Origin of the sequence: Mycobacterium sp. UM_11, from assembly GCF_001414075.1 — a bacterium.
GTDB lineage: Bacteria > Actinomycetota > Actinomycetes > Mycobacteriales > Mycobacteriaceae > Mycobacterium.
Map to the genome: position 1 here is coordinate 1 of NZ_LATC01000072.1, position 26133 is coordinate 26133.

The window sequence follows — 26133 nt, forward strand, 5'->3', positions numbered from 1 at the left end:
TGTGTATAAGAGACAGGCACCAGGTGCCGCCGGAGGCCAGCGTGGCCGCGACGTTGGACAGTTCGAGCGCGTTGACCTCGATGGGGCCCAGGGTGAACGAGCCGATGTTCTGCCGTTTGACGAAGTCGGCCAGGCTCTCGTTGCTGTCCGGGTTGTAGTCGCGGGCGGTGCCCGGGTCGGCGTAGGACCGCAGGCCCAGCTTGATCGCCATGTCCACCGTGCGGGTCACCCCGACCTGCTGGATCAGCTTGGCGAACGCGGTGTTGGGCGAGGTGGCCAGCGCCTCGGTCACGTTCATCGACCCGCGGTAGTTGCCGGCGTTGACCACGCACCAGGTGTCCTTGGGGCAGCCCTTGGCGCCGCCACTGCCCATGCCCTTGGCCTGGAACCGGCTCGGCACCTCGAGCGTGGCGTTGGTGCCCATCCCCATGTCCAGGGCGGCGGCCGTGGTGAAGATCTTGAATACCGAGCCCGCGCCGTCGCCGACCAACGAGAACGGTTGCGGGCGCATGGTTTCGCCCGCGTCGAGGTTCAGCCCGTAGGTGCGGTTGCTCGCCATCGCCATCACCTTGTGCGACGTCTTGCCGGGCTGGATCACGCTCATCACGCTGGAGATGCCCGGCAGCGTGGGGCTGGCGAACTGGTCGATGGCCGCCTTGACCGGTATCTGCACGTCCGGGTCCAGCGTGGTGCGGATGAGGTAGCCGCCGCGGGCCACCTGTTCTTTGCTGATTCCGGCGCGGGACAAATACTCCTGGACGTAGTCGCAGAAGAACGCGCGGTCGCCGGCCGCGATGCAGCCCCGCGGCAACTCGTTGGGCTGCGGCAGCACGCCCAGCGGCGTGGCCTTGGCGGCGCGCAGCGCGTCGGCCTCCTGCGGGATGTTCTCGATCATGGTGTCCAGCACCAGGTTTCGCCGCGCCAGCGCGCCCTCGGGGTTGGTGTAGGGGTTGAGCGCGCTGGTCGACTGCACCATGCCGGCCAGCAGGGCGGCCTGCTGCCAGTTGAGGTCCGAGGCGTTGATGCCGAAGTACGTCTGCGCCGCGTCCTGCACACCGAACGAGCCGTTGCCGAACGACACCAGGTTCAAGTAGCGGGTCAGGATCTCGGGCTTGGTGAACGTCTTGTCCAGCGTGAGCGCCATCCGAATCTCGCGCAGCTTGCGCGCCGGGGTGGTCTCCACGGCGGCGCGCTTTTCGGCGTCGGTCTTCGCCGTCACCAGCAACTGATAGTTCTTGATGTACTGCTGCTCGATCGTCGACCCGCCGCGGGTGTCGACGTCGCCGCGCGCGTAGCCGGCCAACCCCGTCAGCGTGCCCTTCCAGTCCACCCCGGCGTGCTCGGCGAACCGCTTGTCCTCGATGGACACGATCGCCAGCTTCATCGTGTTGGCGATCTTGTCGCTGGGCACCTCGAAGCGGCGCTGGGAGTACAGCCAGGCGATGGTGTTGCCCTTCGCGTCGACCATCGTCGACACCGCGGGCACCTCGCCTTCGAGGAGTTGGGCCGATCCGTTGGCGACGACTTCGGAGGCCCGGTTGGACATCAGGCCCAATCCGCCCGCGAACGGAAACATCAGCGCGGTGGCGACGACGCCGGCCAGCAAGCAGTACCCCGCAAGCTTGAGAATCGTGAGGGCGGCCCGGGGGCGGTCTGACATGGCTATTACAGTAGCGGCCCCCAGTCACGTCGCCACGCCGCGCGTTCACCCACTTTTTGCCCCCGGCATTGACCAGCGCTTTACCGCCGCGGGCGGGATAAAATTTGCGCAGGCGTCAGTAGAAAGCGTGCGGGCTGACGTGTCCAAGATCACTTCTTCGCGTACCGTTCTGGGACGAGACGGGACGCCCGTCCCAAAAAAAGCGTTATCGGACTGTTGCGCAATTGGCAGCTGACCACCTAACTTAGACACACGGTGAGATTCAGGTAACACCGATGTACACAGTGTGGCGTAGATCGCAGGTGAGGATCTGCACCCGAGGAGGGCGGTCGCGAGGGCGGCCGGTAGGGAAGGGAACAGTTCGTGTCAGGAACACGGCCTGCGGCGCGTAGAACAAACATTGCGGCCGCACAAGGGGTACTCCGCAGCGTTGATGCCGAAGAACGGATCGCCTGGGTTTCCAAAGCACTGTGTCGAACCACCGACCCGGACGAGCTATTCGTTCGCGGGGCCGCGCAGCGCAAAGCCGCCGTCATTTGCCGGCACTGCCCGGTGATGCAGGAATGCGGAGCGGACGCACTGGACAACAAGGTCGAGTTCGGCGTCTGGGGCGGCATGACCGAGCGTCAGCGCCGCGCCCTGCTCAAGCAGCACCCCGAGGTGGTGTCCTGGGCGGACTTCTTCGACAAGAGGCGGGCCCGCAGCGTCGGCTGACGCCGCGATCGGGCCGCTAGCGTAGGGGCCCCTGGGTGGCTGCGCGGGCCGCGTCGCCGACGGTCGAGGTGATCTGGTCGGCAAGCGCGCGCAACGCCTCGAGATCCGAGACGTCGAACGGCAGCGAGGGCACCCCGATGACCGGGACGTGCGGATTGGCTCCGGTGAACCGCGACAGCAACCTGATTTCCCGTTTGGCGGTCTGCGCGCGGTCGGCGTGAATCCTCAGCACGGCGGCGGCCAGCGACGCCGCCTCGGAGTCCGTTTCGGCCTCCAGCGTTTCCGTCCCGTCGATCGCCCGCTCGGCCGGCAACGAGCACAACGTCGGGTGGGTGCGGTTCAAGATCAGCCCGGCCAGCGGCATGCCCTCCTGCGACAGCCGGTCGACGAAGAACGAGGCCTCGCGCAGTGCGTCGGGCTCGGCCGCCGACACCACGACGAACTGCGTCCCGCGCCTCTTCAGCAGCGCGTAGGTGCGATCCGCCTTCTCCCGGAAACCGCCGAACGTGGCGTCCAGTGATTGCACGAACGCGGCCGCGTCGCTCAACATCTGCGAGCCGAGCACGGTGGACATCGCCTTCATCGCCAAACCCATTGCGCCGGTGACCAATCGGCCGATGCCCCGGCCGGGCGCGAGCAGCAGCCGCCACAACCGGCTGTCCATGAAGCTGCCGAGGCGCTTGGGCGCGTCCAGGAAGTCAAGCGCGTTGCGCGACGGCGGGGTGTCCACCACCACCAGGTCCCACCGGTCCTCGGCCAGCAGCTGACCGAGTTTCTCCATCGCCATGTACTCCTGCGTGCCGGCGAGCGAGCTGGCGACCGTCTGATAGAACTGGTTGTCCAGAATCGCTTGCGCGCGACCGGGTCCGGAGTACTGGACCACCATCTCGTCGAACGTGCGGCGCATGTCGAGCATCATCGCGTGCAGCTCACCGGGAACCTCCGGCGCCAGGGGCACCGATTGCGGGGTGTTGCCAAGGTCGTTGACCCCCAGCGCCTGTGCGAGTCGCTTGGCCGGGTCGATCGTCAGCACGCACACGTTGCGGCCGTATTCGGCCGCGCGCAGCGCCATCGCCGCGGCGGTGGTGGTCTTGCCCACGCCGCCCGCCCCGCAGCACACCACGACCCGGTTGGTCGTGTCGGCCAGGATCGCCGCCAGATCAAGCCTATTCGGCGTTGTACTCATCGAACTCCCTGCTGCGCAAGCGATTCCGACAGCTCATAAAGGCTGCCCAGGTCCACGCCGTCGGAGATCGCGGGCAATTCGAGTCGCGGCACCTTCAACGCGTCGAGCTGTTGGGCGATCTCGGCGCGCGCGGCGATGACCGTCGCGTGCTCGATGGTTTCGGTCAGCAGCCCGGCGAACTCGGTGTCGTTCAGCTTGATCCCGGCCATCTCCAGGCCCGCCCGCACCGAGTCCGCGTCGACGTCACCCTCGGCGGCCTTCGCCAGGTCGGCCGGCTGCAGATGCGACGCGATGTTGCGGTTCACGATCACGCTGCCGATCGGCAGCTCCATCTCGGCGAGTTCCTCGATGGCCTCCAGCGTTTCCTGCACCGGCAACGCCTCCAGCAGGGTGACCAGGTGGATGGCGGTCTGCTCGGAGTGCAGCAGCTTCACCACGCCCTCGCTCTGCGAGTGCACCGGGCCGCCCTTGGCCAGATCCGACACCGCCTTGGTGACGTCCAGGAAGCGGGCGATCCGCCCCGTCGGGGGAGCGTCGACGACGACCGCGTCGTACACCGGGTTCTTGGCCCCCTTGTTCAGGCGCACCACCGACTCCTTGATCTTGCCGGTGAGTAGCACGTCGCGCAGGCCGGGCGCGATCGTCGTCGCGAACTCGATGGCCCCGATGCGGCGCATCGCCCGCCCGGCGATGCCCAGGTTGTAGAACATGTCCAGGTATTCCAGGAACGCGGCCTCGATGTCGATCGCCAGGGCGTTGACCTGTCCGCCGCGTTCGGCGGTCGCGATCTTGACCTCCTGGTAGGGCAGCGGCGGGACGTCGAAGAGTTGCGCAATGCCTTGGCGCCCTTCGACTTCCACGAGGAGGACCTTGCGGCCCCCGGCTGCCAGGGTCAGCGCCAGCGCGGCCGCGATCGTCGACTTGCCCGTACCGCCTTTGCCGGTGACGAAATGCAGCCGGGCCTTCGACAGCCGGGCCGGCCAGCCGACGGCGCTACCGCCGCTCGATGTGTTTGCCACCTTCGCATGCTAGCCCGACCGATCCCCGGGCAGGCCGGAGCCGTTCAGCTGCGACCGATAAGCTCGCGCCATGAGCCAACCCACCGCATGGGAATACGTCACGGTCCCGCTGCTGACGCACGCCACCAAACAAATCCTCGACCAGTGGGGCGCCGACGGTTGGGAATTGGTCTCGGTACTGCCCGGACCGACCGGCGAGCAACACGTCGCGTATCTGAAGCGCCCGAAGTAGATGAGCGCCTCGGCCCGGCTCGCGGAACTCGGTGTCGCGCTGCCCGAGGTCGTGGCCCCGCTGGCCGCCTACGTGCCCGCGGTGCGCACGGGCGATTTGGTCTATACGGCGGGTCAGCTGCCGATGCAGGCGGGACAGCTCGCGGGGACCGGCAAGGTCGGGGCCCAGGTCAGCCCGGAAGAGGGTAAGGCGCTGGCGCGCGTCTGCGCGCTCAACGCCCTGGCCGCCGTGGATGCGCTGGTCGGCATCGACGCGGTGACCCGCGTGGTCAAGGTCGTCGGCTTCGTCGCGTCGGCCCCGGGTTTCAACGGCCAGCCCGGCGTCATCAACGGGGCTTCCGAGCTGCTGGCCGACGTGTTCGGCGAGCGGGGCGCGCACGCCCGGTCGGCGGTCGGGGTGTCCGAGCTGCCGTTGGACGCGCCGGTGGAGGTCGAACTGATCGTGGAGGTCGGCTCACGACCGTGACCGAGGCGCAAGAGTCGTTGAGCCATCCCGCATACGGCAGGCTGCGGGCGGTCACCGACACTGCCTCGGTGCTGTTGGCCGACAACCCCGGATTGCTGACGCTCGAGGGGACCAACACCTGGGTGCTGCGCGGCCAGGGCAGCGACGAATTGGTCGTGGTGGATCCCGGGCCGGACGACGACGAACACATCGCGCGCGTCGCGGGGTTGGGCCGCATCACGCTGGTGCTGATCAGTCACCGGCACGGCGATCACACCGACGGCATCGACAAGCTCGTCGAGCGGACCGGCGCGACCGTGCGGTCGGCGGGCAGTGGATTCTTGCGTGGCCTCGGCGGTCACCTGACCGACGGTGAGGTGATCGACGCGGCCGGCCTGAAGATCAAGGTGATGGCGACGCCGGGCCACACCGCCGACTCGCTGTCGTTTCTCATCGACGACGCGGTGCTCACCGCCGACAGCGTCCTGGGCCGCGGCACCGCGGTCATAGATTCCGAAGACGGCAGCCTGGCCGACTACCTGGAATCGTTGCGCCGGCTGCGCGGACTGGGCCCGCGCACGGTGCTGCCCGGCCACGGGCCGGACCTGGCCAACCTGGAGGCCGTCGCGTCGGGCTACCTGATGCACCGGCACGAGCGCCTGGAGCAGGTGCGCGCGGCGTTGCGCGACATCGGCGACGACGCCACCGCCCGCCAGGTCGTCGAACACGTCTATGTGGACGTCGACGAGAAACTCTGGGACGCCGCCGAATGGTCGGTTCAGGCGCAGCTGGACTATTTGCGGCGAGGCTGAAAATTCGCAGGATGAAGTGCGAGTAGGCGCCTGCGGAATTACCGGCTCGGCGCAATTAGCGCGCTCGCCTCGCCAGCCTTTCGGAGTCCGAAATCAGCACACTCTTGCCCTCCAGGCGGATCCAGCCGCGGTGGGCGAAGTCGGCCAGCGCCTTGTTCACCGTCTCGCGGGAGGCGCCCACCAGCTGGGCGATCTCCTCCTGGGTCAGGTCGTGGGTCACCCGCATCGCGCCACCCTCCTGGGTGCCGAACCGCTGGGCGAGCTGCAGCAGCTGTTTGGCGACCCGGCCGGGCACGTCGGTGAAGATGAGGTCGGCCAGGTTGTTGTTGGTGCGGCGCAGCCGGCGGGCCAGCACCCGCAGCAGCTGCTCGGCGATCTCGGGACGGTCGGCGATCCACGCCCGCAGCGCGTCGCGGTCCATTGACACCGCGCGCACCTCGGTGATGGTGGTCGCGCTGGAGGTCCGCGGGCCGGGGTCGAAGATGGACAATTCGCCGAACATGTCCGACGGGCCCATGATCGTCAGCAGGTTCTCCCGACCGTCGGGCGAGCGACGGCCGATCTTCACCTTCCCCGAGACGATGATGTACAGCCGATCGCCCGGCTCCCCCTCGGCGAACACCGTGTGCCCACGGGGGAAGTCGACGGGTTGCAGTTGCTTGGTCAGCGCGGCGACGGCGCTGGGCTCAACCCCTTGGAAGATTCCTGCCCTTGCCAGGATCTCGTCCACGTTGCCTCTTCAGGTTTTAATGACGGTGATACGTGCAGGTTAATCCCGTGCTCGCGTGATGAGTCTAGCGGTCGGACATTTTGTCCAACGTGCAACGCTACACACGATTGACGTATCGAGGGGCCTTAAACTGCGGATTGATGCGCGTCTGCGCGTGTATTCGCGTCGGCAATGTCAGCTCGCCGCGGTCGACGAAGCTGGCGGCGAACGACGGCGCCGCGTGACGCGGCCCGGCGGTCAGCCCGGCCAGCGCCGCCGCCGCGAGTTCCCGGTCCTCGCGCCGGTGCAGGTATTCCACCGCCTCCGGCATGCCCTCGCGGGCCAGGGTGCGCACGTCCATGAACTCCACGTGCTCGAAGAGCTCGGCGACCGCGATCATCGTGACGTCTGCGCGGGCGAGCCCCCGTTCCAGTCGCCCCAAGCCGAGCGCCGCCAGCATCAGCAGCCCGGGAACGCAGGCCACCAGCAACCATGACACAAGGAGAGTAAACAGGGCCTTCAATCAACACGAGGTCTCGGCGAGATCACGAAATCAGTACTCTGTCGTAGGTGACAGCGGCAAAGTCGTCCGGGCGCTCGAAGTCCACCCCCGCCCCGGCGGGCGGCGACGCCGCGCGGCGCTTCTCCGAGGAGACCCGAGTCGGCCTGGTGCGACGGGCCCGCCGCATGAATAGGGCTCTGGCGCAGGCTTTTCCGGACGCGCACTGCGAGCTGGACTTCACCACGCCGCTGGAGCTGACGGTCGCCACCATCCTTTCCGCGCAGAGCACCGACAAACGGGTGAACCTGACGACGCCGGCGTTGTTCAAGCGCTATCCCTCGGCGCTGGACTACGCGCAAGCCGACCGCGACGAACTGGAAACCCTGATCCGCCCGACGGGGTTCTTCCGGAACAAGGCGACCTCACTGATCGGCCTCGGGCAGGCGTTGGTCGAGCGGTTCGACGGCGAGGTGCCCGCCACGATGGAAGAACTGGTCACGCTGCCCGGCGTGGGCCGCAAGACCGCCAACGTGATCCTGGGCAACGCCTTTGGCGTCCCCGGCATCACGGTCGACACCCATTTCGCGCGGCTGCTGCACCGGTGGCGCTGGACCACCGACAAGGATCCGGTCAAGATCGAGCGCGCGGCCGGCGAGCTGATCGAACGCAGCGAGTGGACCATGCTCAGCCACCGCGTGATCTTCCACGGCCGCCGGGTATGCCACGCGCGCAAACCGGCCTGCGGTGTCTGCGTGGTGGCCAAGGATTGCCCGTCGTTCGGCCTCGGCCCCACCGAGCCGCTGCTGGCCGCGCCGTTGGTGCGGGGCCCGGAGACCGAGCACCTGCTGGCCCTGGCCGGCCTGTAGAGCACGGCCTTGACGCGTTCCACGCGCTGGACGATCGCGATCCTCGCGGTGGTGGCGGCGCTGACCGCGGCCCTGGTGGCCCAGCTTCGCGACCAGTCCGCGCCGACGACGACCCCCGGCACCGCGCAGGGCACCCCCGACCGCGAGCACCGCGACGCCGACACGGCGGCGGCGCTGGCCGGTCCGCGGCAGCGGGCCAATCTGGCGCCGTGTCCGGGCGCCGGCGACGGTCCCGGGCCCTCGGCGCTGCGCGGGGTCACCGCCGAATGCGCCGCGGACGGTTCGGTTGTCGACGTCGCCCGCGCGCTGGCCGGGCGCCGGGTCGTGCTCAACCTGTGGGCGTATTGGTGCGCGCCGTGCGCGGCCGAGCTGCCCGCGATGGCCGAGTATCAACGGCGAGCCGGGTCGGACGTGATGGTGGTGACCGTGCATCAGGACGAGAACGAGACGGCGGCGTTGCTGCGGCTGGCCGAGCTGGGCGTTCGGTTGCCGACCCTGCAGGACGGTCGCCGTCGGGTCGCGGCGGCGCTCGGCGTGGTAAACGTGATGCCCGCGACCGTGGTTCTGCGGTCGGACGGTAGCGTTGCCCAGATGCTGCCGCGGGCCTTCGCCAGTGCCGACGAGATCGCCGCCGCGGTCGGAAATGACAAGGGATAAGCCTGAAATTGGACCGACTGGAGCGCCGGGTGAGTGTCGGGGGCGAGCCCCCGCATGCGGCGGGCAAGCCCCCGTCCCGCGCGCGCGGGACGATGCCGCTGACGCCCGACGCCTCCCCGCGGTGGCTGCGTCCCCTGGTCGATAACGTCGAGCGGATGCCGGACGCGTACCGGCGCCGGCTGCCGGCCGACGTGCTCGCGATGATCACCGGCAAGGCCGCGTCGTCGTTGTCGGCGATGAGCGGCCGGGGTCGCGAAGCGGCCGTCCTGGTGCTGTTTTCGGGTCCCGCGTCCGCGCCGGCCGACGGCGGCGTCCCCGACGACGCCGACCTGCTGCTCACGGTGCGGGCGTCGACGCTGCGCCACCACGCCGGACAGGCGGCGTTTCCCGGCGGCGCCTCCGATCCGGGCGATGACGGCCCGGTGTCCACCGCCCTGCGCGAAGCGGAGGAAGAAACCGGGATCGACGTCTCCCGGTTGCGGCCCTTGGTCACGATGGAACGGACGTTCATCGCGCCGTCGCGATTTCACGTCGTGCCGGTGCTGGCCTACTCGCCCGATCCCGGGCCGGTGGCCGTCGTCAACGAGGCCGAAACCGCGATCGTCGCGCGAGTTCCGGTGCGCGCCTTCATCAACCCGGCCAACCGGCTGATGGTGTACCGGGGCGACCTCGGGCGCCGGTGGGCCGGACCGGCGTTTCTGCTGAACGAGATGCTGGTTTGGGGATTCACTGGCCAGGTGATCTGTGCGATGCTCGACGTCGCCGGCTGGGCCCAGCCCTGGGACACCACCGACGTCCGCGAATTGGACGCGGCGATGGCGCTGGTCGGCGACCAGGGTGAGGCCCCCGGATGAACCTGAACTCGATGAGCCCGTCGCAATGGCTTGACGTGGCCGTGCTGGCGGTCGCGTTCATCGCGGCCGTGTCGGGTTGGCGTTCCGGCGCGGTCGGCTCGCTGTTCTCGTTCGTCGGGGTGTTGTTGGGCGCGATCGCGGGTGTGCTGCTGGCGCCCCACCTGGTCGCCCACATCGCCGCGCCCCGGGCCAAGCTGTTCGCCGCCCTGTTCCTGATCCTTGCCCTGGTCGTCATCGGCGAGGTCGCCGGAGTGGTGTTGGGCCGGGCGGTTCGGGGCGCGATCCGCAGCCGCACCATCCGGACGGTCGACTCGTTCATCGGGGTGGGGGTCCAGCTGGTGGTGGTGCTGACCGCGGCCTGGTTGCTGGCGACGCCGCTGACCCAGTCGAAGGACCAGCCGGAGCTGGCCGCCGCGGTCCGCGGCTCGCGGGTGCTGGCCAAGGTCAACGAGGTCGCCCCGCCCTGGCTGAAGACGGTGCCCAAGCGGCTGTCGGCGCTGCTGAACACCTCCGGCCTGCCCGCGGTGCTGGAGCCGTTCAGCCGCACTCCGGTCATTCCCGTCGCCTCTCCCGACCCCGCGCTGGCCACCAACCCGGTGGTGCAGGCCACCGCGCCCAGCGTCGTCAAGGTGCGCAGCCTGGCGCCGAGTTGCCAGAAAGTGTTGGAGGGCAGCGGATTTGTGGTCGCCCCGGACCGGGTGATGACCAACGCGCACGTGGTGGCCGGGTCCAACAGCGTGCAGATCTACGCCAGCGGCAGCCCGCTCGACGCCACGGTCGTCTCCTATGACCCGTCGGTCGACATCGCCATCCTCGCCGTCCCCAACCTGCCGCCGCAGCCGCTGGCGTTCGCCCAGTCCGATGCGAAGACGGGAACCAGCGTGGTGGTGCTGGGCTATCCGGGCGGCGGAAACTTCACCGCCACCCCGGCCCGCATCCGCGAGGTCATCAAGCTCAGCGGCCCGGACATCTACCGGGACCCCGCACCCGTCACCCGTGACGTCTACACCATCAGAGCCAATGTGGAGCAAGGCAATTCGGGAGGACCGCTGATCGACCTGAACGGTCAGGTGCTCGGCGTGGTGTTCGGGGCGGCCGTCGACGACCCGGACACCGGCTTCGTGCTGACGGCCGACGAGGTGGCCGGCCAGCTCGCCAAGCTCGGCGATACCCAGCAGGTCACCACCGGCGCCTGCGTCAGTTGACCACCGAGTCGAGGAATCGCAGCAGGTGCCTGTTGATTTCCTCGGGCGCCTCTTCGTGGCTGAAATGCCCTGCGCCCGAGACGGATACATAACGCCCCTGCGGGGCGTAACGCTGTGTCCGGTCGACCGGGTCGGCCAGCACGTAGGGATCGGCGTCGCCGCGCAGGTGCAGCAGCGGCACGCTGAGTTGCTGGCACATCGATTTCATGAAGCGCCGGCCTTCGTCGCGCAGCTGGCTGCGCACGGCCCAGCGCTGATATTCCAGCGCGCAGTGCGCCGCCGACGGGATCTGGATCGCCGTCCGCAGATAACCGATCGCCTCGGAAAAGTCTTCGGATGCAAGCCATTTGGCGCAGCTGCGGCTGCGGACCAGGCGTTCGATCTCGGCGCCGTTGTCGCGAGTCAGTAGGCGCTCGGGCCAGATCGGCATCTGGTAGCGCAACAGTGTGGACAGCACGGCGTAGCCCTGGTCGCGCCGGGTCAGGGTGGACCGGCGCAGCGCCGCCGGGTGCGGCGAGCTGATCAGCGCGATGGCCGACACCAACCGCGCGTGCAGCAACGCGGTGGCCCAGCAGGCCAGCCCGCCGTCGGCGTGCCCGACCAGCGTCGCCGACGAGTGCCCCAGCGCGCGAATCAGGCCGGCGGTGTCGCCGGCCAGTGTCCAGCCGTCGTAGCCGCGGGGCGGCTTATCGCTGCCGCCGTAGCCGCGCAGGTCGACCGCGACCACCCGCGCCCCGGTCAAGCCCCGCAACTGATGGCGCCACGACCACCAGAACGAACCGAAACCGTGCAGCAGCATCACCAGCGGACGGGCCGTGGGCGGTGCGGTCGCGTCGCCGCCCGCGGGCAGGGCCTCGACGACATGGAACCGGATCCCGTTGGCGTGCACGTCCAAATGGCGCCATGGCCCGTCGATGCGGGTTACCGACGGATCCGGCGGGGCCATCTACCAACCCGATGGATCGGTTTCGGGCTTCTCGTGCCTGCCGCGCTCGGTGAGCTGCTTGGCCGCGTCCGGCGTCTTGTCGTGGCCCGGCGTGAGCGCGGTGCGGGTCTCCTTGACCGATTCGATGGTCTCCCGCGGCCCCCGGATCCGGCGCACCTTCAGGAAGCCCAGCAGGGCCAGCAGCGCACCGACCACCACCTGAACACCGAAGACGATCAGGAACGCCACCCAGCGCCACAGCCAGGTGTCGAGCAGCTCGGCGACGAAGAAGAAGAAAAAGAACGTGGAGTAGAACAGCACCACCAGCGCGGCGATGAAGTACACGCTGCCGGTCAGGCCCTTTTTGACGTCCCGGGTGATCTCGGCCCGGGCCAGCTCGACCTCGGCGCGTACCAGCGTGGAGACCTGCGTGGTCGCGTCCTTGATCAGGTCACCGATCGACGGCTCGGCGGGCCGGGCGTGCGGGTCGGTCAGGGGAATCGTGGTCAGCGTGCTGGGCACACCGTTCTTGCCATCGGCTTTGCTCACAGACGGTCCCCTCTTTCGTCATCGCCCGGCTGGCTGTCCTCGCGGTTCATGTTGCCATGCGCCGACATGGCAGACGAGGCCAGCCGACGGCCACGCTCAGCACGGCGGGCGAGACGCCCGGCCGACTAGACTGGCCAAGCCGGTCCGGGTCCGGCCTGTCGATGGGAGTGGTGCTGTGCAGACGGCGCACCGGTACTTCGTGGCGGCGACGGTGGCGGTGCTCTTGGTCCTGGTGGGCTGCCCCGCGCGCGCCGCGGCCGCCGACGTCAGGATCCCGATGGGCGGCGGCGCCGGCATCGTCATCAACGGGGACACGATGTGCACCCTGACCACCATCGGGGGCGATGCCGCCGGTGATCTGATCGGCTTCACCTCGGCGCATTGCGGCGGGCCGGGCGCGCAGGTGGCCGCCGAGGGCGCCGAAAACGCCGGCATCCTGGGCACCATGGTCGCCGGCAACGACAACCTCGACTACGCGGTGATCAAATTCGATCCCGCCAAGGTGACGCCGACCGCCAACTACAACGGCTTCGCGATCAACGGGCTCGGCCCGGACCCGGCCTTCGGCGAGATCGCGTGCAAACAGGGCCGCACCACCGGCAACTCGTGCGGCGTCACCTGGGGCCCCGGCCAGGAACCGGGCACCATCGTCATGCAGGTCTGCGGCCAGCCGGGCGACTCGGGAGCGCCGGTGACCGTGAACAACATGCTGGTCGGGATGATCCACGGGGCGTTCAGCGACAACCTGCCGACCTGCATCATCAAGTACATCCCGCTGCACACGCCGGCCGTCGTCCAGTCGTTCAACACGATCCTGGGCGACGTCAACGCCAAGCACCGGCCCGGCGCGGGGTTCACGCCCCTACCGGGCTGAGTCGGCTACTTCGAGGCCTGGATCGCGTCGAACACCCCGGGGTCGAGCAGCGTCGACGTGTCTCCGAGCTCGCGGTTTTCGGCGACGTCCCGCAGCAGCCGGCGCATGATCTTGCCGCTGCGGGTCTTGGGCAGCTCGGGCACCACATGGATCTCCCGCGGCTTGGCGATGGGCGAGATCTCCTTGGCCACCTCGGCCCGCAGCTCGTCGACGATCCCGTCGTGCACTTCGTACTCGGCGCACAGGACGACGAACGCGCAGACGGCCTGGCCAGTGGTCTCGTCGGTCTTGGCGACCACCGCGGCCTCGGCCACGCCGTGGTGGCCGACGAGCGCCGACTCCAGTTCAGCGCTGGAGAGCCGGTGCCCGGACACGTTCATCACGTCGTCGATGCGGCCCACCACCCAGATGGCGCCGTCGCGGTCGTAATAGGCGCTATCCCCGGCGAAGTACCAGCCCTGCTCGGCGAACCGGGACCAGTAGGTCTCGACGTAGCGTTCCGGATCGCCCCAGATGCCGCGCAGCATCGACGGCCACGGCTGATCCAAGACCAGGTAGCCGGTGATGTGTTCGCCGTGGTGGACGGTGGGCGTCAGGTGTTCGCCGTGGTCGTCGACGATGCTCGCGGAGATGCCCGGCAGCGCCCTCATCGCCGAACCCGGTTTGGCCGCAGCGACGCCGGGCAGGGGGGAGATCATCGCGGCGCCCGTCTCGGTCTGCCACCAGGTGTCCACGATCGGGAGGCGCTCGGCGCCGATCACCTTGTGGTACCAGCGCCACGCCTCGGGGTTGATCGGCTCGCCCACCGTGCCCAGCAGTCGCAGGCTGGACAGGTCGTGCGCGTCGGGGATCTCGCGCCCCCACTTCATGAACGTGCGGATAAGCGTGGGCGCGGTGTAATAGATTGTGACGCCGTACTTTTCGATGATCTCGAAATGCCGGTGCTGGGTCGGCGAGTCGGGCGTGCCCTCATAGAGGACCTCGGTGACCCCGTTGGACAGCGGGCCGTAGACGCCGTAGGTGTGCCCGGTGACCCAGCCGATATCGGCGGTGCACCAGAAGACGTCGCGGTCGGGCTTGATGTCGAAGATGTAGTAGTGCGTGTACGACGACTGCGTCAGATAGCCGCCGCTGGTGTGCACGATGCCCTTGGGCTTGCCGGTGGTCCCGGAGGTGTACAGCAGGAACAGCGGCTGCTCGGCGTCGAACGGCTCCGGCGTGTGTTCGGGCGACGCGGCGTCGACGACGTCGTGCCACCACAGGTCACGGTCGCCATTCCAGGACACGTCGATTCCGGTGCGCCGCACCACCAGAAGGTGCTCGACCGGGCTGTCCGCGTCCGAGACCGCCTCGTCGGCCGCGTCCTTGAGCGGGGCCGGCTTGCCGCGGCGAAACTGACCGTCGCTGGTGATCAGCAGCTTGGCCTGGGCATCGGCGATCCTGGCCCGCAGCGCCTTCGCGGTGAAGCCGGCGAACACCACGCTGTGCATGATGCCCAGCCGGGCGCAGGCCAGCATCGCGATCACCGCTTCGGGGATCAACGGCAGGTAGATGGCGGCTCGGTCACCGGCGACCAGTCCGAGGCCGGTGAGCGCGTTGGCCGCCTTGCAGACCTCGGCCTGTAGGTCGGCATAGGTCAGGCTGCGGCTGTCGCCAGGCTCACCCTCCCAGTGGATGGCGACGCGATCCCCGTGGCCGGCCTCCACGTGCCGGTCGACGCAGTTGTAGGCGACGTTGAGCTTGCCGTCGGCGAACCACTTGGCGAACGGGGCGTCCGACCAGTCCAGCACCTCGGTGAACGGGGTCGACCACGACAGCCGATTGGCCTGCTTGCCCCAGAACGCCAGCCGGTCCTCGTCGGCCTCGCGGTACAAGTCCTCGCCCGCGTTGGCCTGCTCGGCGAACTCCGCCGGCGGGGGATACGACGACGGGCCTACGGCGTCGGTGGCGGTCACTGGCTTCCTCCTGGTGTCGAGGCTCGTCGATCGTCAGAGAGCCTAGCCCCACAAGGTGAAAAGCGGAGCTTGAAATCGAGGTCGAAGCCGGCCCCGGTGGCGGATAATCACCGATGTGCCGGATCACGGGCGACTACTTCGCAGCTTTGTCGCGGCCGCAACGGGTTACGCGGCCAGCGCCGCGCTGGGGCCGGCCGCGTGGGCCATGCCGACCGACAACGCGGACGCCCCGACCCCGTGCTGGTCGGACCAGATCGCGGTCACGGCCTCGCCGACTCAGGCGGCGGTGGGCCACCGCGCGGCCACGCTGGTGTTCAGCCTGGCCGGCGGCGCGGAACCCTGCACGCTGACCGGATACCCCGGCGTCGACTCCGGGTCCGGAGGACCGCTCGTTCACGCCCAGCCCACGCTGCGCGGCTACATGGGCGGCCTGCCGGGCGGCAACGAGGTGCCACCTACCGTCGTCCTGTCCCTATCCACCCAGGCGCAGGCCGTGGTGGAGGGGCTTGCCGTCGACGCGAACGGCAGCCCGTGCCCCACCTACACCGACCTGTTGGTCAATCCGCCGGACACCACCGTGGTCCTGACCGTGCCGGCCACCATCGACGCCTGCGCGCTGCAGGTGCACCCCGTCACTCCCGTCTGAGGACCGTCAGTCGGTGTTCAGGCCCTAGGGTCGGGTGTTATGCGTCGGGCCCCGCGCGCCTTGCCGGCCTTCGTCGCCGCCGGCTTCCTGGCGGTCGCGTCGCTGACCGCGTGTGGTGGCGGGGCGCTCAGTCCCGAACTGGTGGTGGTCAATGGTGGCGAGCCGCCGAACCCGCTGATTCCCACGGGCACCAACGACAGCCTCGGTGGCCGAATCCTGGACCGACTTTTCGCCGGTTTGGTGTCGTATGACGCCGCCGGCAAACCGTCTCCGGAGGTGGCGCAGTCGATCGAGACAACCGACAACATCAACTACCGCATCGCGCTCAAGCCCGGCTGGAAGTTCACCGACGGCTCGCCGGTGACGGCCCATTCGTTCGTCGACGCGTGGAACTACGGCGCGCTGAGCGCCAATGCCCAACTGCAACAAAGCTTTTTCAGCCCGATCGTCGGGTACGACGATGTCGCCGGCCCCGGTGGGGGCGGGAAGACCACCATGTCCGGGCTGCGCGTCGTCAGCGATCTCGAGTTCGATGTGCGGCTCAAGGCGCCGACCGTCGACTTCACGTTGCGGCTGGGACACAACGCGTTCTACCCGTTACCCGACATGGCGTTTCGGGACATGGCGGCATTCGGCCGCCACCCGGTGGGCAACGGCCCCTACGAGTTGGCGGACGGCCCCGACGGGCCGGCCTGGGAACACAACGTCAAGATCGACCTGAAACCCAACCCCGACTATCACGGCAATCGCGTGCCCCACAACAAGGGCCTGAGGTTCGAGTTCTACGCCAACCTGGACACCGCCTACGCCGACCTGCTGTCGGGCAATCTCGATGTGCTGGACACGATTCCGTCCAGTGCGCTGACCATCTTCAAGCGTGACCTCGGCGGCAACGCCGCCAGCGGGCCCGTCGCGGTCAGCCAGTCGCTGGACACGCCGTTGCGGCTGCCGCACTTCGGCGGCGAGGAAGGCCGGCTGCGCCGCTTGGCGTTGTCGGCTGCCGTCAACCGGCCGCAAATCTGTCAGCAGATCTTCAACGCCACCCGCAGCCCGGCCCGCGACTTCACCGCCAGCTCGCTGCCCGGGTTCGACCCGAACATCCCGGGCAACGACGCGCTGGACTTCAACCCCGAACGGGCCCGCCAACTTTGGGCGCAGGCCAATGCGATTTCGCCATGGAGCGGGCGGTACTCGATCGCTTACAACGCCGACAGCGGCCATCAAGAGTGGGTGGACGCCGTGGCCAACAGCATCAAGAACGTCCTGGGCATCGACGCCGTCGGCGCGCCACACCCCACGTTCGCGGGCTTCCGCACCCAGATCACCAACCGCAGCATCGACACCGCGTTCCGCGCGGGCTGGATCGGCGACTACCCGTCGATGATCGAGTTCCTGGCCCCGCTGTACGCGACCGGAGCGGGATCCAACGACGTCGGATACTCCAGCCCGGAATTCGACGCCGGGCTGGCCGCCGCCGAGGCGGCACCGGACCTGCACCAGGCGGATGTGCTCGTCAACCTCGCCCAACGAATCCTGTTGCGCGACATGCCCGCCGTGCCGCTGTGGTACTACATCGCGGTGGTCGGATGGTCGCCGCAGGTCAGCGGCGTCAAGCTGACCTGGAACGGCATGCCCGACTACGAGAACATCGTCAAGGCCTGAGATGGGTTGGTACATCGTGCGCCGGATCGCCGTCATGGTGCCGGTGTTCCTCGGCGCCACGCTGTTGATCTACGGCATGGTCTTCCTGTTGCCGGGCGACCCGGTGGCCGTGATGGCCGGGGACCGGCCGTTGACGCCCGAGGTCGCGGCGCAACTGCGGGCGCGCTACCACCTCGACGACCCGTTCCTGGTGCAGTACCTGCGTTACCTGGGCGGCGTCCTGCACGGCGACCTGGGCCGGTCCTACTCCGGGCTGCCAGTGAGTAACGTTCTGGCCCATGCCTTTCCGGTCACGCTGCGGCTCGCGCTGATCGCCCTGGTGGTCGAGGCGGTGCTGGGCATCGCCTTCGGGGTGATCGCCGGCCTGCGCACGGGTGGCCTGTTCGATTCCACCGTGCTGGTCGCCGGGCTGGTCATCATCGCGGTACCCATCTTCGTCCTGGGATTCCTGGCGCAGTTCGTTTTCGGGGTGAAGCTGGGCATCGCGCCGGTCACGGTGGGGGAGCGGTCGACGTTCGGGCGGCTGCTGCTGCCCGGCGTGGTGCTGGGCTCGGTGTCGTTCGCCTACGTGGTGCGGCTGACCCGATCAGCCGTGGCCGCCAACGCGCACGCCGACTATGTCCGCACCGCCACCGCCAAGGGGCTGTCCCGGCCCCGGGTGGTGACGGTGCACATCCTGCGCAATTCGCTCATCCCGGTCGTGACGTTTCTGGGGGCCGACCTGGGGGCGTTGATGGGCGGGGCCATTGTCACGGAAGGCATTTTCAACGTCCACGGCGTGGGCGGCGTGCTCTATCAGGCCGTCACCCGGCAGGAGGCGCCGACCGTGGTGTCGATCGTGACCGTGCTGGTGCTGATCTACCTGGTCACCAACCTGGCGGTGGACCTGCTGTATGCCGCACTGGATCCGAGGATCCGGTATGGCTGAGCCGGCACGGGCCAGTGGCTTCTGGCGCGACGCCTGGCGCGGGTTGCGCGGGCGACCGAAGTTCATCGTCGCCGGCCTGCTGATCGCGTTCGTCGTCGCGGTCGCGCTGTTTCCGGCGGTGTTCACCGGGGCCGACCCCGCCTACGCCGACCCCGCCCAGAGCCTGCTCCCGCCGTCGCGCGCGCACTGGTTCGGCACCGACCTGCAGGGCCACGACGTCTACGCCCGCACCGTCTACGGGGCACGGGCCTCGGTCACCGTCGGCCTGGGAGCCGCCCTGGCCGTGTTCGTCGTCGGCGGGGCCCTCGGCGCGCTGGCCGGCTTCTACGGCGGGTGGATCGACGCGGTGGTCTCCCGCGTCAGCGACGTGTTCTTCGGCCTGCCCCTGCTGCTGGCCGCCATCGTGCTCATGCAGGTCCTGCACCACCGGACGGTGTGGACGGTCATCGCCATCCTCGCCCTGTTCGGCTGGCCGCAGGTGGCCCGCATCGCGCGCGGATCGGTGCTTGCCGTGCGGGCCAGCGACTATGTGGTCGCCGCAAAAGCACTGGGGTTGAGCCGCTTTCAGATCCTGCTCCGCCACGTGCTGCCCAACGCCTTGGGCCCCGTCATCGCGGTGGCCACCATCGCCCTCGGCGTTTTCATCGTCACCGAGGCCACCCTGTCCTACCTGGGTGTCGGGCTGCCCGCGACGGTGGTGTCCTGGGGCGGTGACATCAATCTCGCCCAGACGCGGTTGCGGGCGGGATCGCCCATCCTCTTCTATCCCGCCGGCGCGCTGGCGATCACGGTGCTGGCGTTCATGATGATGGGCGACGCGCTGCGCGACGCCCTGGACCCGGCGTCCCGAGCGTGGCGCCCATGACCGGCACGCCGCTGCTCTCCGTCGAGGGCCTGAAGGTCGACTTCGGTGATCAGGCCGCCGTCCGCGGCGTGGATTTCGCCGTCCAACCCGGCCACACCGTCGCGGTGGTGGGGGAATCGGGATCGGGCAAATCCACCACGGCGGCCGCGATCCTCGGCCTGCTTCCCACCGGCGGCCGGATCACGGCCGGGCGCATCGTCTTCGACGGCTCCGACATCGCCGGGGCCGACCGCCGGACGCTGCGTGCGATCAGGGGCCGCGAGATCGGCTATATCCCCCAGGACCCGATGACCAACCTCAACCCCGTCTGGAAGGTGGGCTTCCAGGTTGCGGAGGCGTTGCGGGCCAACACTTCCGACCGCCGGTCCCGGCGAAGGGCGGTCGAACTGCTCGCCCAGGCCGGGATGCGGGACCCCGACAAACAGGCCGGCCGCTACCCGCACCAGCTCTCCGGCGGCATGTGTCAGCGGGCGCTGATCGCGATCGGGTTGGCGGGCCGGCCGCGGCTGCTGATCGCCGACGAACCGACCTCGGCGCTGGACGTCACCGTGCAACGCCAGGTGCTCGACCACCTGCAGGGGCTCACCGCGGAACTCGGCACCGCGCTGCTGCTGATCACCCATGACCTGGCGCTGGCCGCCGAACGCGCCGAGTCGGTGGTCGTCATGCGCGACGGCGTGGTGGTGGAATCCGGTGCGGCGCGGTCGATCTTGCGGAGCCCGCAGCACGAATACACCCGGCGGCTGGTGGCCGCCGCACCCTCGGTGACCGTCAAAGGCCCGCCCCGGCCACGGCCGGCGAACGATGGGGCGCCGGACGACATCCTCGTCGCCTCCGGGCTGACCAAGGCATACCGGGAATCCCGCGGGGCGCCGTGGCGGCGCGCGGAATTCCTTGCCGTCGACGGTGTTTCGTTCCGCCTGCGGCGAGCGAGCACCCTGGCGATCGCCGGGGAGTCCGGCTCGGGGAAGTCCACGCTGGCGCAGCTGGTGCTAGGCCTGCTGCCGCCGACCTCGGGCACGGTCGTCTTCGACGGCGAGCGCGTCGACGCCGCGGTGAACCGCGATCGGCAATTGGCGCTCCGACGCCGGATGCAGCCGGTCTTCCAAAACCCCTACAGCAGCCTCGATCCCATGTACACGGTGTTTCGGGCCGTCGAGGAACCGCTGCGCATCCACCGCGTCGGCGACCGCCGGCAGCGCGAGCGCGCGGTGCGCGAGCTCGTCGACCAGGTGGCGTTGCCGTCGTCGGTCCTGGGGCGGCTACCCCGCGAACTGTCGGGCGGCCAACGGCAGCGGGTGGCGATCGCTCGGGCGCTGGCGTTGCGGCCCGACATGCTGGTCTGCGACGAGGCGGTTTCCGCGCTCGACGTCCTGGTGCAGGCGCAGATACTGGATCTGCTGGCCGAACTGCAGACCGAGCTGGGGCTCACCTATCTGTTCATCAGCCACGACCTGGCCGTGATCCGTCAGATCGCCGACGACGTCCTGGTGATGCGCGCCGGGCGCGTGGTGGAGCACGCCGCCACCGAGGAGCTGTTCGCCCGGCCCCGGCACGAATACACCCGCCAGTTGCTGGAGGCCATCCCGCACGCGCCGACATCGGATCGGTGAAGCCGGGATAGGTTGGCAACCTGTGACCGCTGATCCCCTGGCTCCGCTGATGGAGCTGCCCGGCGTCGCCGAGGCCAGCGATCGGGCCCGCGAGGCGCTGGGGCGCGCCCACCGCCACCGCGCCAACCTGCGCGGTTGGCCGGTGACCGCCGCCGAGGCGGCGCTGCGGGCCGCGCGCGCCTCCTCGGTGCTGGACGGCGGTCCCGTGCGGCTGGAAGACCTCGCGGACGCGGGCGCGGTCAGCGACCCGGTGTTCGGCGGGGCGCTGCGGGTGGCCCAGGCGCTGGAGGGCGGCGAGGGACCGCTGGTCGGAATCTGGCGGCGCGCGCCGCTGCAGGCGCTGGCCCGACTGCACATGCTGGCGGCGGCCGACCAGGTCGACGAGGAACGGCTGGGCCGGCCCCGCGCCGACGCCGGCGTCGGGCCGCGGCTGGAGTTGCTGGCGGAGTTGGTCAGCGGCGGCACCCAGGCGCCGGCGCCGGTGGTGGCCGCCGTCGCGCACGGGGAGCTGCTGACGCTGCGGCCCTTCGGCAGCGCGGACGGGGTGGTGGCCCGAGCGGTGTCGCGGTTGGTCACCATCGCCAGCGGCTTGGACCCGCACGGATTGGGCGTGCCCGAGGTGAATTGGATGCGGCAGCCCGCCGACTATCGCGACGCGGCCGAAGGTTTCGCCGGCGGTACCGCGGAAGGGGTGGGGGCCTGGCTGGTGCTGTGTTGCCGCGCGATCCGCGCCGGTGCGCAGGAGGCGTGGGCGATCGCCGATTCGCTGTCCAGTAGATAGCTGATTCGGTAGCCCGCGGTTGAGGAAAACGGCACCTAACAATGCAAAGCGGGCGACGTCCGAAAGGAATTCGGTCCGCCGCCCGCTAGCACGGAGCTCGGTTACCATGCGTGCATTTCTGGGCTGCGTGGGTTGGCCTCGGCGATCTTGCGATGCTTGTGGCTGCAACCCCACCCAAAGGGTCGTCGTCACCGTTCACATTTCGCAATTACGCAGGCCCGCAACACTTCTGCCATTTTCGCGGCTATGACTCCGCGTGGGTGCCGAGCACCGTGCTGGGCGCCCGGGTCGGGAGAACGAACCTTCTCTTCCGGATCGACCTTGGCCTCACCGGGCTTCCGTGGTTCCTTTGTACTACTAGACCCCTAGCGCAGCAAGGCCCAATTTTGCAAAAGCCGGGAAGCGAAGTGGTATCAGAGTTTGCTGCGAATCGCGGTGCCGGCTAGAACGCGAACCGGCGCAACAGCGAGTAGGTGACCGCGCCCGCGGCCAGCGCGCTGACGCCCACCGCGGCGGTCGTCGCGATCGCGGCGCCCGACGGGGCGGGGATGCGATCGCGCAGCGAAACCGGTTTGGAGAACGACAACACGGGCCAACCACGCTCGACGGCTTCCCGGCGCAATCCGCGGTCCGGATTCACCACGCTGGGGTGGCCGACGGACTCGAGCATCGGCAGGTCGGTGATCGAGTCGGAGTAGGCGTAGCAGTGCTGAAGCGGGTAGCCCTCGCGGGCGGCCAGCTCGCGGATCGCTTGCACCTTGCCCTCGCCGTAGCAGTAGAACGCGATCTCGCCGGTGTACCGGCCGTCCTCCACCACCATGCGGGTCGCCATCGCGTGGGTGGCGCCCAGGGCGCGGGCGATCGGCGCGACGATCTCCTCGCCGGAGGCGGAGACCACGACCACGTCGCGGCCGCACAGCTTGTGCGCGGCGATCAGGTCCGCGGCCTCGGCGAACACCAGCGGGGTCACGATGTCGTGCAGCGTTTCGTTGACGATCGACTTGACCTGTTCCACGTCCCAGCCGGCGACCATGTTCGTCATGTGGATGCGCATCCGGTCCATCTGGTCATGATCAGCACCGGAGAGCAGATAGATGAACTGGGCGTAGCTCGATTTGAGCACGGCGCGGCGGTTCAGCAGTCCCTGGTTGAAGAAGGGTTTGCTGAAAGCCAGCGTGCTGGACTTGGCGATGATCGTCTTGTCCAGGTCGAAGAAGGCCGCGGTGCGGGCCCGGGGAGCGGTGGCCGCCGCCGTGTGCTGCTCCGCGGCCGGGTCGAAGACGGTCACCGACCCAGCATATGTCGGCCGTGCGCCCGGGCCCCGGTTCCGGGGCCGAAACGCCGCTCAGCATTGTGGGACCGGCGGTAACGCACTGTTTTTGCGGCTCAACGTGTTCTTTCCTGGAGAAGAGCCCTTGCGTTACCGCCGCTAGTCATGTGTATAGTAAGCATTACTCGGCCTGAGCCGAGGGTGTATCAGCCCGACCCCCCGGGGCTGATGCACGACGACCCTCGCCTCCTCCCCCCCTGGCGGGGGTCGTCCCTTTTCTGGGGTCAGATCCTCTTCGACGTGCCGCGTGGCGCGGCGTTCACGTGGTTGCGGACATTGTGACTTCTGTGTGCCGGCCGCTCCCCGGCCGACGCGCTTTGTGCACACTCGCGTCTCTATCCCCAAATCGGTATTTGGGACTGGTGTCCAATATCGCGGGTCCGACATGGTGGGTCCGTGACGAGCACCTCCCAGGCCGAGCCCGCGGGCGTGCTGGCGGTGTTGGCGGATCCGGAACTGCGCCGGGAATTCGACCGCGTGGCGGCGGCCGTCGGTGTCCGGGTGGTCCACGCGGGCGGTGCCGTGAGTCGCAGGACGTGGTCGGCGGCCGCGGCCGTCGTGCTGGACGAAACGGCGGCCGACCGGTGCGGGCGGGCGGCGCTGCCGCGCCGCGCTCACGTCGCCGTGCTGACCGCGGGTGACCCGGCGACCGCGGCGTGGGCGGCGGCCGTCGCGGTCGGCGCCGAGTGCGTGCTGCGGCTGCCCGAGCAGGAGGCCGGGTTGGTCCGCACGCTCGCCGAGGCCGTCGAATCGTCGCGCGACGACGGGTCGCGCGGCGAAGTGGTCGCGGTCGTCGGGGGGTGCGGCGGGGCCGGCGCGTCAACGCTGGCGGCCGCCCTGGCGCAGGCCGCCGCCGACGCGGTGCTGGTCGACCTCGACCCGTGGGGCGGGGGCATCGATCTGCTGCTGGGCGCCGAGACCGCGCCCGGCCTGCGCTGGCCGGACCTCGCCCTGCAGGGCGGCCGGCTGAACTGGTCGGCGGCGCGGGAGGCGTTGCCGCGACACCGCGGGGTCAGCGTGCTGTCCGGCACGCGGCGCGGATACGAGTTGGCGGCCGGGCCGGTGCACGCCATCGTCGACGCCGGCCGCCGCGGCGCGGTCACCGTGGTCTGTGACCTTCCGCGCCGTCTCACCGACGCGGCGCAGGCCGCGCTGGACGCCGCCGACCTCGTCGTCGTGGTCAGCCGCTGCGACGTGCCCGCGTGCGCGGCGACGGGTGCGCTCGCCCCGGTGCTGGCCGCCATCAATCCCAACGTGGGGTTGGTGGTGCGGGGCCCGTCGCCGGGCGGGTTGCGGGCCGGTGAGATCGCCGACATCACCGGGCTGCCGTTGCTGGCGGCGATGAGGGCCGAACCCCGGGTCGCCGAGCAGCTCGAGCGCGGCGGCCTGCGGCTCGGGCGACGATCCGCGCTCGCGGCGGCGGCCCGCCAGGTGCTCACCGTGCTGCCGCGCGCGTCGTCGGGTCCGGCGCGAAACGGTAGGGCCGCGTGAGCGGTTCGCTGATCGACCGGGTGCGTGAGCGGCTGGCCGCCCAAGCCGGGCCGCTGGGGTCTCCGTTGGGCCCGAACGCCGTGGCGGCCGCGATCCGGGCCGAGTCCGGCGGGATGCTGGGCGACACCGAGGTGTTGGCCAACCTGCGGGTGCTGCAGACCGAGCTGACCGGCGCCGGCATCCTCGATCCGTTGCTGTGTGCGGACGGCACCACCGACGTGTTGGTCACCGCGCCCGACGCGGTGTGGGTCGACGACGGGAATGGGTTGCGGCGCACTCAGGTTCGGTTCGCCGACGAGGCGGCGGTGCGGCGCCTGGCGCAGCGGCTGGCGCTGGCCGCCGGCCGGCGCCTGGACGACGCGCAGCCGTGGGTGGACGGGCAGCTGACCGGCGTCGGCGCCGGGTTCGCGGTGCGGCTACACGCGGTGCTGCCGCCCGTGGCGGCCGCGGGCACCTGCTTGTCGCTGCGGGTGTTGCGGCCGGCCAGTCAGGACCTGGCGGCCCTGACCGCGGCCGGCGCCTTGGCGCCCGAGGCCGCCGCCCTGGTCGAAGACATCATCGCGGCCCGGTTGGCGTTCCTGGTGTGCGGCGGAACCGGGGCCGGCAAGACGACCTTGCTCGCGGCGATGCTCGGCGCCGTGGCGCCCACCGAACGAATCGTGTGCGTCGAGGATGCCGCCGAGCTGGCGCCCCGGCATCCGCACCTGGTGAAGCTCGTCGCGCGGTGCGCCAATGTCGAAGGGGTGGGCGAGGTTCCGGTGCGCCAACTCGTTCGGCAGGCCCTGCGGATGCGACCCGACCGCATCGTGGTCGGCGAGGTGCGGGGCGCGGAGGTGGTCGATCTGCTCGCCGCGTTGAACACCGGCCACGACGGGGGAGCGGGCACGGTGCACGCGAACAACCCGGCCGAGGTGCCCGCCCGGCTGGAGGCCCTCGGCGCGCTCGGCGGCCTCGATCGCGCGGCGCTGCACAGCCAACTCGCCGCGGCCGTGCAGGTGCTGTTGCACGTCACGCGGGATCGCACCGGGCGGCGTCGGCTCGGCGAAATCGCGGTGCTGCGCGCGGTCGAGGGGCGGGTGCGGGCGGTCACGGTCTGGCACGCCGACGGCGGCCCGACCGACGACGCGGGATCGCTGAAACGGTTGTTGCAGAGCCGGATGCCGGCATGAACGGGGCGACGGCCGGCGCGCTGCTTTTGGCGCTCGCGCTCATCGTGCTGCCGCCGTCACCCCGGCGCCGCCTCGCGCCGGTGACGCCGAACCCTCGGTGGCGCCCGCGCGCGGCGGCCTGTCTTGCGGTGGGGGTCGCGGGTGCGGCCGCCGCGCTGCTGCCGCTGACGACGGTGCTGGCCGTCGCGGTCGTGGGCGCGACCGCGAGCGCGCGCGCTCGCCGCCGCCACCGCATCCGATGCGCTCTGCGCGAGGGCCAAACGCTGGAGGGCGCGCTCGACGTGCTCGTCGGTGAATTGCGCGTCGGGTCCCATCCGGTGCGCGCGTTCGGGGTGGCCGCCGGCGAAACCACCGGTGCGGTCGCGGCGTCCTTGCGGTCGGTCGCGGCCCGCGCCAGGCTCGGGGCCGACGTCGCGGCCGGCCTGCGCGCCGCCGCGAAATCGTCGGCGCTGCCGACGCATTGGGATCGCCTCGCGCTGTGCTGG

Annotated in this window: 27 protein-coding genes; 18 read left to right on the forward strand and 9 right to left on the reverse strand. The window is 69.9% G+C overall.

Annotated elements, in window-relative coordinates; genetic code table 11:
• Nucleotides 1–1660, reverse strand: a 1660-nt coding sequence (gene ponA2 / locus WU80_RS17420; RefSeq protein ID WP_055405799.1) for a transglycosylase/D,D-transpeptidase PonA2, incomplete at its 3' end; no start/stop codon positions are given.
• Nucleotides 1661–2023: 363 nt separating this feature from the next.
• Here ponA2 and WU80_RS17425 point away from each other — a divergent pair.
• Entirely contained in the window at nt 2024–2374 is a 351-nt protein-coding gene (locus WU80_RS17425; protein ID WP_055404068.1) for a WhiB family transcriptional regulator, read from the forward strand.
• A gap of 16 nt (nt 2375–2390) precedes the next feature.
• On the opposite strand, the gene WU80_RS17430 is transcribed toward WU80_RS17425, so the two are convergent.
• Complete coding sequence (locus WU80_RS17430; protein WP_055404067.1) at nt 2391–3560, reverse strand: ArsA family ATPase; 1170 nt, start codon at nt 3558–3560, stop codon at nt 2391–2393.
• The gene (locus tag WU80_RS17435; RefSeq protein WP_055404066.1) at nt 3557–4579 is read right to left on the reverse strand and encodes an ArsA family ATPase; all 1023 of its coding nucleotides are present in this window, start codon (nt 4577–4579) and stop codon (nt 3557–3559) included. The genes WU80_RS17430 and WU80_RS17435 overlap by 4 nt, the downstream gene beginning before the upstream one ends.
• A gap of 70 nt (nt 4580–4649) precedes the next feature.
• On the opposite strand from WU80_RS17435, the gene WU80_RS25915 reads away from it, so the two are divergent.
• The 3 genes from WU80_RS25915 to WU80_RS17445 are packed head-to-tail and all read left to right on the forward strand — an operon-like array spanning nt 4650 to nt 6067.
• Nucleotides 4650–4811, forward strand: coding sequence for a DUF4177 domain-containing protein (locus WU80_RS25915; protein WP_007166633.1), 162 nt, complete (start codon nt 4650–4652; stop codon nt 4809–4811).
• A complete protein-coding gene (locus tag WU80_RS17440; RefSeq protein ID WP_055404065.1) occupies nt 4812–5276 on the forward strand; it encodes a RidA family protein in 465 nt (154 codons plus the stop codon).
• Complete coding sequence (locus tag WU80_RS17445; protein ID WP_055404064.1) at nt 5273–6067, forward strand: MBL fold metallo-hydrolase; 795 nt, start codon at nt 5273–5275, stop codon at nt 6065–6067. Before WU80_RS17440 ends, WU80_RS17445 begins: the two co-directional genes overlap by 4 nt.
• A gap of 55 nt (nt 6068–6122) precedes the next feature.
• Here WU80_RS17445 and crp read toward each other — a convergent pair whose 3' ends face one another.
• Together crp and WU80_RS17455 are read right to left on the reverse strand one after the other, a co-directional pair.
• Entirely contained in the window at nt 6123–6797 is a 675-nt protein-coding gene (gene crp / locus WU80_RS17450; protein WP_007166630.1) for a cAMP-activated global transcriptional regulator CRP, read from the reverse strand.
• A gap of 97 nt (nt 6798–6894) precedes the next feature.
• Complete coding sequence (locus WU80_RS17455; RefSeq protein WP_231633848.1) at nt 6895–7290, reverse strand: hypothetical protein; 396 nt, start codon at nt 7288–7290, stop codon at nt 6895–6897.
• 173 nt (nt 7291–7463) lie between these two features.
• Here WU80_RS17455 and nth point away from each other — a divergent pair, with 173 nt between their 5' ends.
• The 4 genes from nth to marP are packed head-to-tail and all read left to right on the forward strand — an operon-like array spanning nt 7464 to nt 10860.
• The gene (nth, locus tag WU80_RS17460) at nt 7464–8144 is read left to right on the forward strand and encodes an endonuclease III (RefSeq protein ID WP_055404062.1); all 681 of its coding nucleotides are present in this window, start codon (nt 7464–7466) and stop codon (nt 8142–8144) included.
• 9 nt (nt 8145–8153) lie between these two features.
• Nucleotides 8154–8801, forward strand: a complete 648-nt coding sequence (locus WU80_RS17465; protein WP_055404061.1) for a TlpA disulfide reductase family protein — start codon at nt 8154–8156, stop codon at nt 8799–8801.
• Between the two features lie 29 nt (nt 8802–8830).
• Nucleotides 8831–9655, forward strand: coding sequence for a CoA pyrophosphatase (locus WU80_RS17470; RefSeq protein WP_156349619.1), 825 nt, complete (start codon nt 8831–8833; stop codon nt 9653–9655).
• A gap of 11 nt (nt 9656–9666) precedes the next feature.
• Nucleotides 9667–10860, forward strand: a complete 1194-nt coding sequence (marP, locus tag WU80_RS17475) for an acid resistance serine protease MarP (protein ID WP_156349618.1) — start codon at nt 9667–9669, stop codon at nt 10858–10860.
• Here marP and WU80_RS17480 read toward each other — a convergent pair.
• Complete coding sequence (locus WU80_RS17480; RefSeq protein ID WP_055404058.1) at nt 10853–11806, reverse strand: alpha/beta fold hydrolase; 954 nt, start codon at nt 11804–11806, stop codon at nt 10853–10855. The genes marP and WU80_RS17480 overlap by 8 nt on opposite strands.
• Complete coding sequence (locus tag WU80_RS17485; RefSeq protein WP_055404057.1) at nt 11807–12334, reverse strand: phage holin family protein; 528 nt, start codon at nt 12332–12334, stop codon at nt 11807–11809.
• A gap of 175 nt (nt 12335–12509) precedes the next feature.
• Between WU80_RS17485 and WU80_RS17490 the strand changes: the two genes are divergently transcribed.
• Entirely contained in the window at nt 12510–13208 is a 699-nt protein-coding gene (locus WU80_RS17490) for a hypothetical protein (RefSeq protein WP_055404056.1), read from the forward strand.
• Between the two features lie 5 nt (nt 13209–13213).
• On the opposite strand, the gene acs is transcribed toward WU80_RS17490, so the two are convergent.
• The gene (gene acs, locus WU80_RS17495) at nt 13214–15163 is read right to left on the reverse strand and encodes an acetate--CoA ligase (RefSeq protein WP_055404055.1); all 1950 of its coding nucleotides are present in this window, start codon (nt 15161–15163) and stop codon (nt 13214–13216) included.
• A gap of 115 nt (nt 15164–15278) precedes the next feature.
• Here acs and WU80_RS17500 point away from each other — a divergent pair, with 115 nt between their 5' ends.
• The 6 genes from WU80_RS17500 to WU80_RS17525 are packed head-to-tail and all read left to right on the forward strand — an operon-like array spanning nt 15279 to nt 21658.
• Nucleotides 15279–15809 carry a DUF4232 domain-containing protein gene (locus WU80_RS17500; RefSeq protein WP_369808543.1) on the forward strand — a complete coding sequence of 177 codons (531 nt, stop codon included), beginning with the start codon at nt 15279–15281 and terminating at the stop codon, nt 15807–15809.
• A gap of 39 nt (nt 15810–15848) precedes the next feature.
• Nucleotides 15849–17471, forward strand: a complete 1623-nt coding sequence (locus tag WU80_RS17505) for an ABC transporter substrate-binding protein (RefSeq protein WP_055404054.1) — start codon at nt 15849–15851, stop codon at nt 17469–17471.
• A gap of 1 nt (nt 17472) precedes the next feature.
• The gene (locus WU80_RS17510; RefSeq protein ID WP_055404053.1) at nt 17473–18399 is read left to right on the forward strand and encodes an ABC transporter permease; all 927 of its coding nucleotides are present in this window, start codon (nt 17473–17475) and stop codon (nt 18397–18399) included.
• Nucleotides 18392–19264: an ABC transporter permease gene (locus WU80_RS17515; protein WP_055404052.1), complete on the forward strand. Its 873-nt coding sequence runs from the start codon at nt 18392–18394 to the stop codon at nt 19262–19264. Before WU80_RS17510 ends, WU80_RS17515 begins: the two co-directional genes overlap by 8 nt.
• Nucleotides 19261–20877, forward strand: coding sequence for an ABC transporter ATP-binding protein (locus WU80_RS17520; RefSeq protein ID WP_055404071.1), 1617 nt, complete (start codon nt 19261–19263; stop codon nt 20875–20877). The genes WU80_RS17515 and WU80_RS17520 overlap by 4 nt, the downstream gene beginning before the upstream one ends.
• Before the next feature lie 22 nt (nt 20878–20899).
• On the forward strand, nt 20900–21658 hold the full coding sequence (locus tag WU80_RS17525; RefSeq protein ID WP_055404051.1) for a hypothetical protein: 759 nt from the start codon (nt 20900–20902) through the stop codon (nt 21656–21658).
• A 442-nt stretch (nt 21659–22100) separates the two neighbouring features.
• Here WU80_RS17525 and WU80_RS17530 read toward each other — a convergent pair whose 3' ends face one another.
• Nucleotides 22101–22946 (reverse strand): HAD-IB family hydrolase, encoded by an 846-nt coding sequence (locus WU80_RS17530; RefSeq protein ID WP_055404050.1) that lies wholly within the window; start codon nt 22944–22946, stop codon nt 22101–22103.
• A 480-nt stretch (nt 22947–23426) separates the two neighbouring features.
• On the opposite strand from WU80_RS17530, the gene ssd reads away from it, so the two are divergent.
• The 3 genes from ssd to WU80_RS17545 form a co-directional block, all read left to right on the forward strand.
• Entirely contained in the window at nt 23427–24479 is a 1053-nt protein-coding gene (gene ssd / locus WU80_RS17535; RefSeq protein WP_082459912.1) for a septum site-determining protein Ssd, read from the forward strand.
• The gene (locus tag WU80_RS17540) at nt 24476–25648 is read left to right on the forward strand and encodes a TadA family conjugal transfer-associated ATPase (protein ID WP_055404049.1); all 1173 of its coding nucleotides are present in this window, start codon (nt 24476–24478) and stop codon (nt 25646–25648) included. Before ssd ends, WU80_RS17540 begins: the two co-directional genes overlap by 4 nt.
• On the forward strand, nt 25645–26133 hold a 489-nt coding region (locus WU80_RS17545; RefSeq protein ID WP_369808544.1), incomplete at its 3' end, for a type II secretion system F family protein. The genes WU80_RS17540 and WU80_RS17545, both read left to right, overlap by 4 nt.

Coding starts and splice junctions, on each gene's coding strand:
- WU80_RS17430 (WP_055404067.1), bottom strand. CDS start 3,560: ATGAGTACAACGCCGAATAGGCTTGATCTGGCGGCGATCCTGGCCGAC.
- WU80_RS25915 (WP_007166633.1), top strand. CDS start 4,650: ATGAGCCAACCCACCGCATGGGAATACGTCACGGTCCCGCTGCTGACG.
- WU80_RS17440 (WP_055404065.1), top strand. CDS start 4,812: ATGAGCGCCTCGGCCCGGCTCGCGGAACTCGGTGTCGCGCTGCCCGAG.
- nth (WP_055404062.1), top strand. CDS start 7,464: ATGAATAGGGCTCTGGCGCAGGCTTTTCCGGACGCGCACTGCGAGCTG.
- marP (WP_156349618.1), top strand. CDS start 9,667: ATGAGCCCGTCGCAATGGCTTGACGTGGCCGTGCTGGCGGTCGCGTTC.
- WU80_RS17480 (WP_055404058.1), bottom strand. CDS start 11,806: ATGGCCCCGCCGGATCCGTCGGTAACCCGCATCGACGGGCCATGGCGC.
- WU80_RS17505 (WP_055404054.1), top strand. CDS start 15,849: ATGCGTCGGGCCCCGCGCGCCTTGCCGGCCTTCGTCGCCGCCGGCTTC.
- WU80_RS17510 (WP_055404053.1), top strand. CDS start 17,473: ATGGGTTGGTACATCGTGCGCCGGATCGCCGTCATGGTGCCGGTGTTC.
- WU80_RS17515 (WP_055404052.1), top strand. CDS start 18,392: ATGGCTGAGCCGGCACGGGCCAGTGGCTTCTGGCGCGACGCCTGGCGC.
- WU80_RS17520 (WP_055404071.1), top strand. CDS start 19,261: ATGACCGGCACGCCGCTGCTCTCCGTCGAGGGCCTGAAGGTCGACTTC.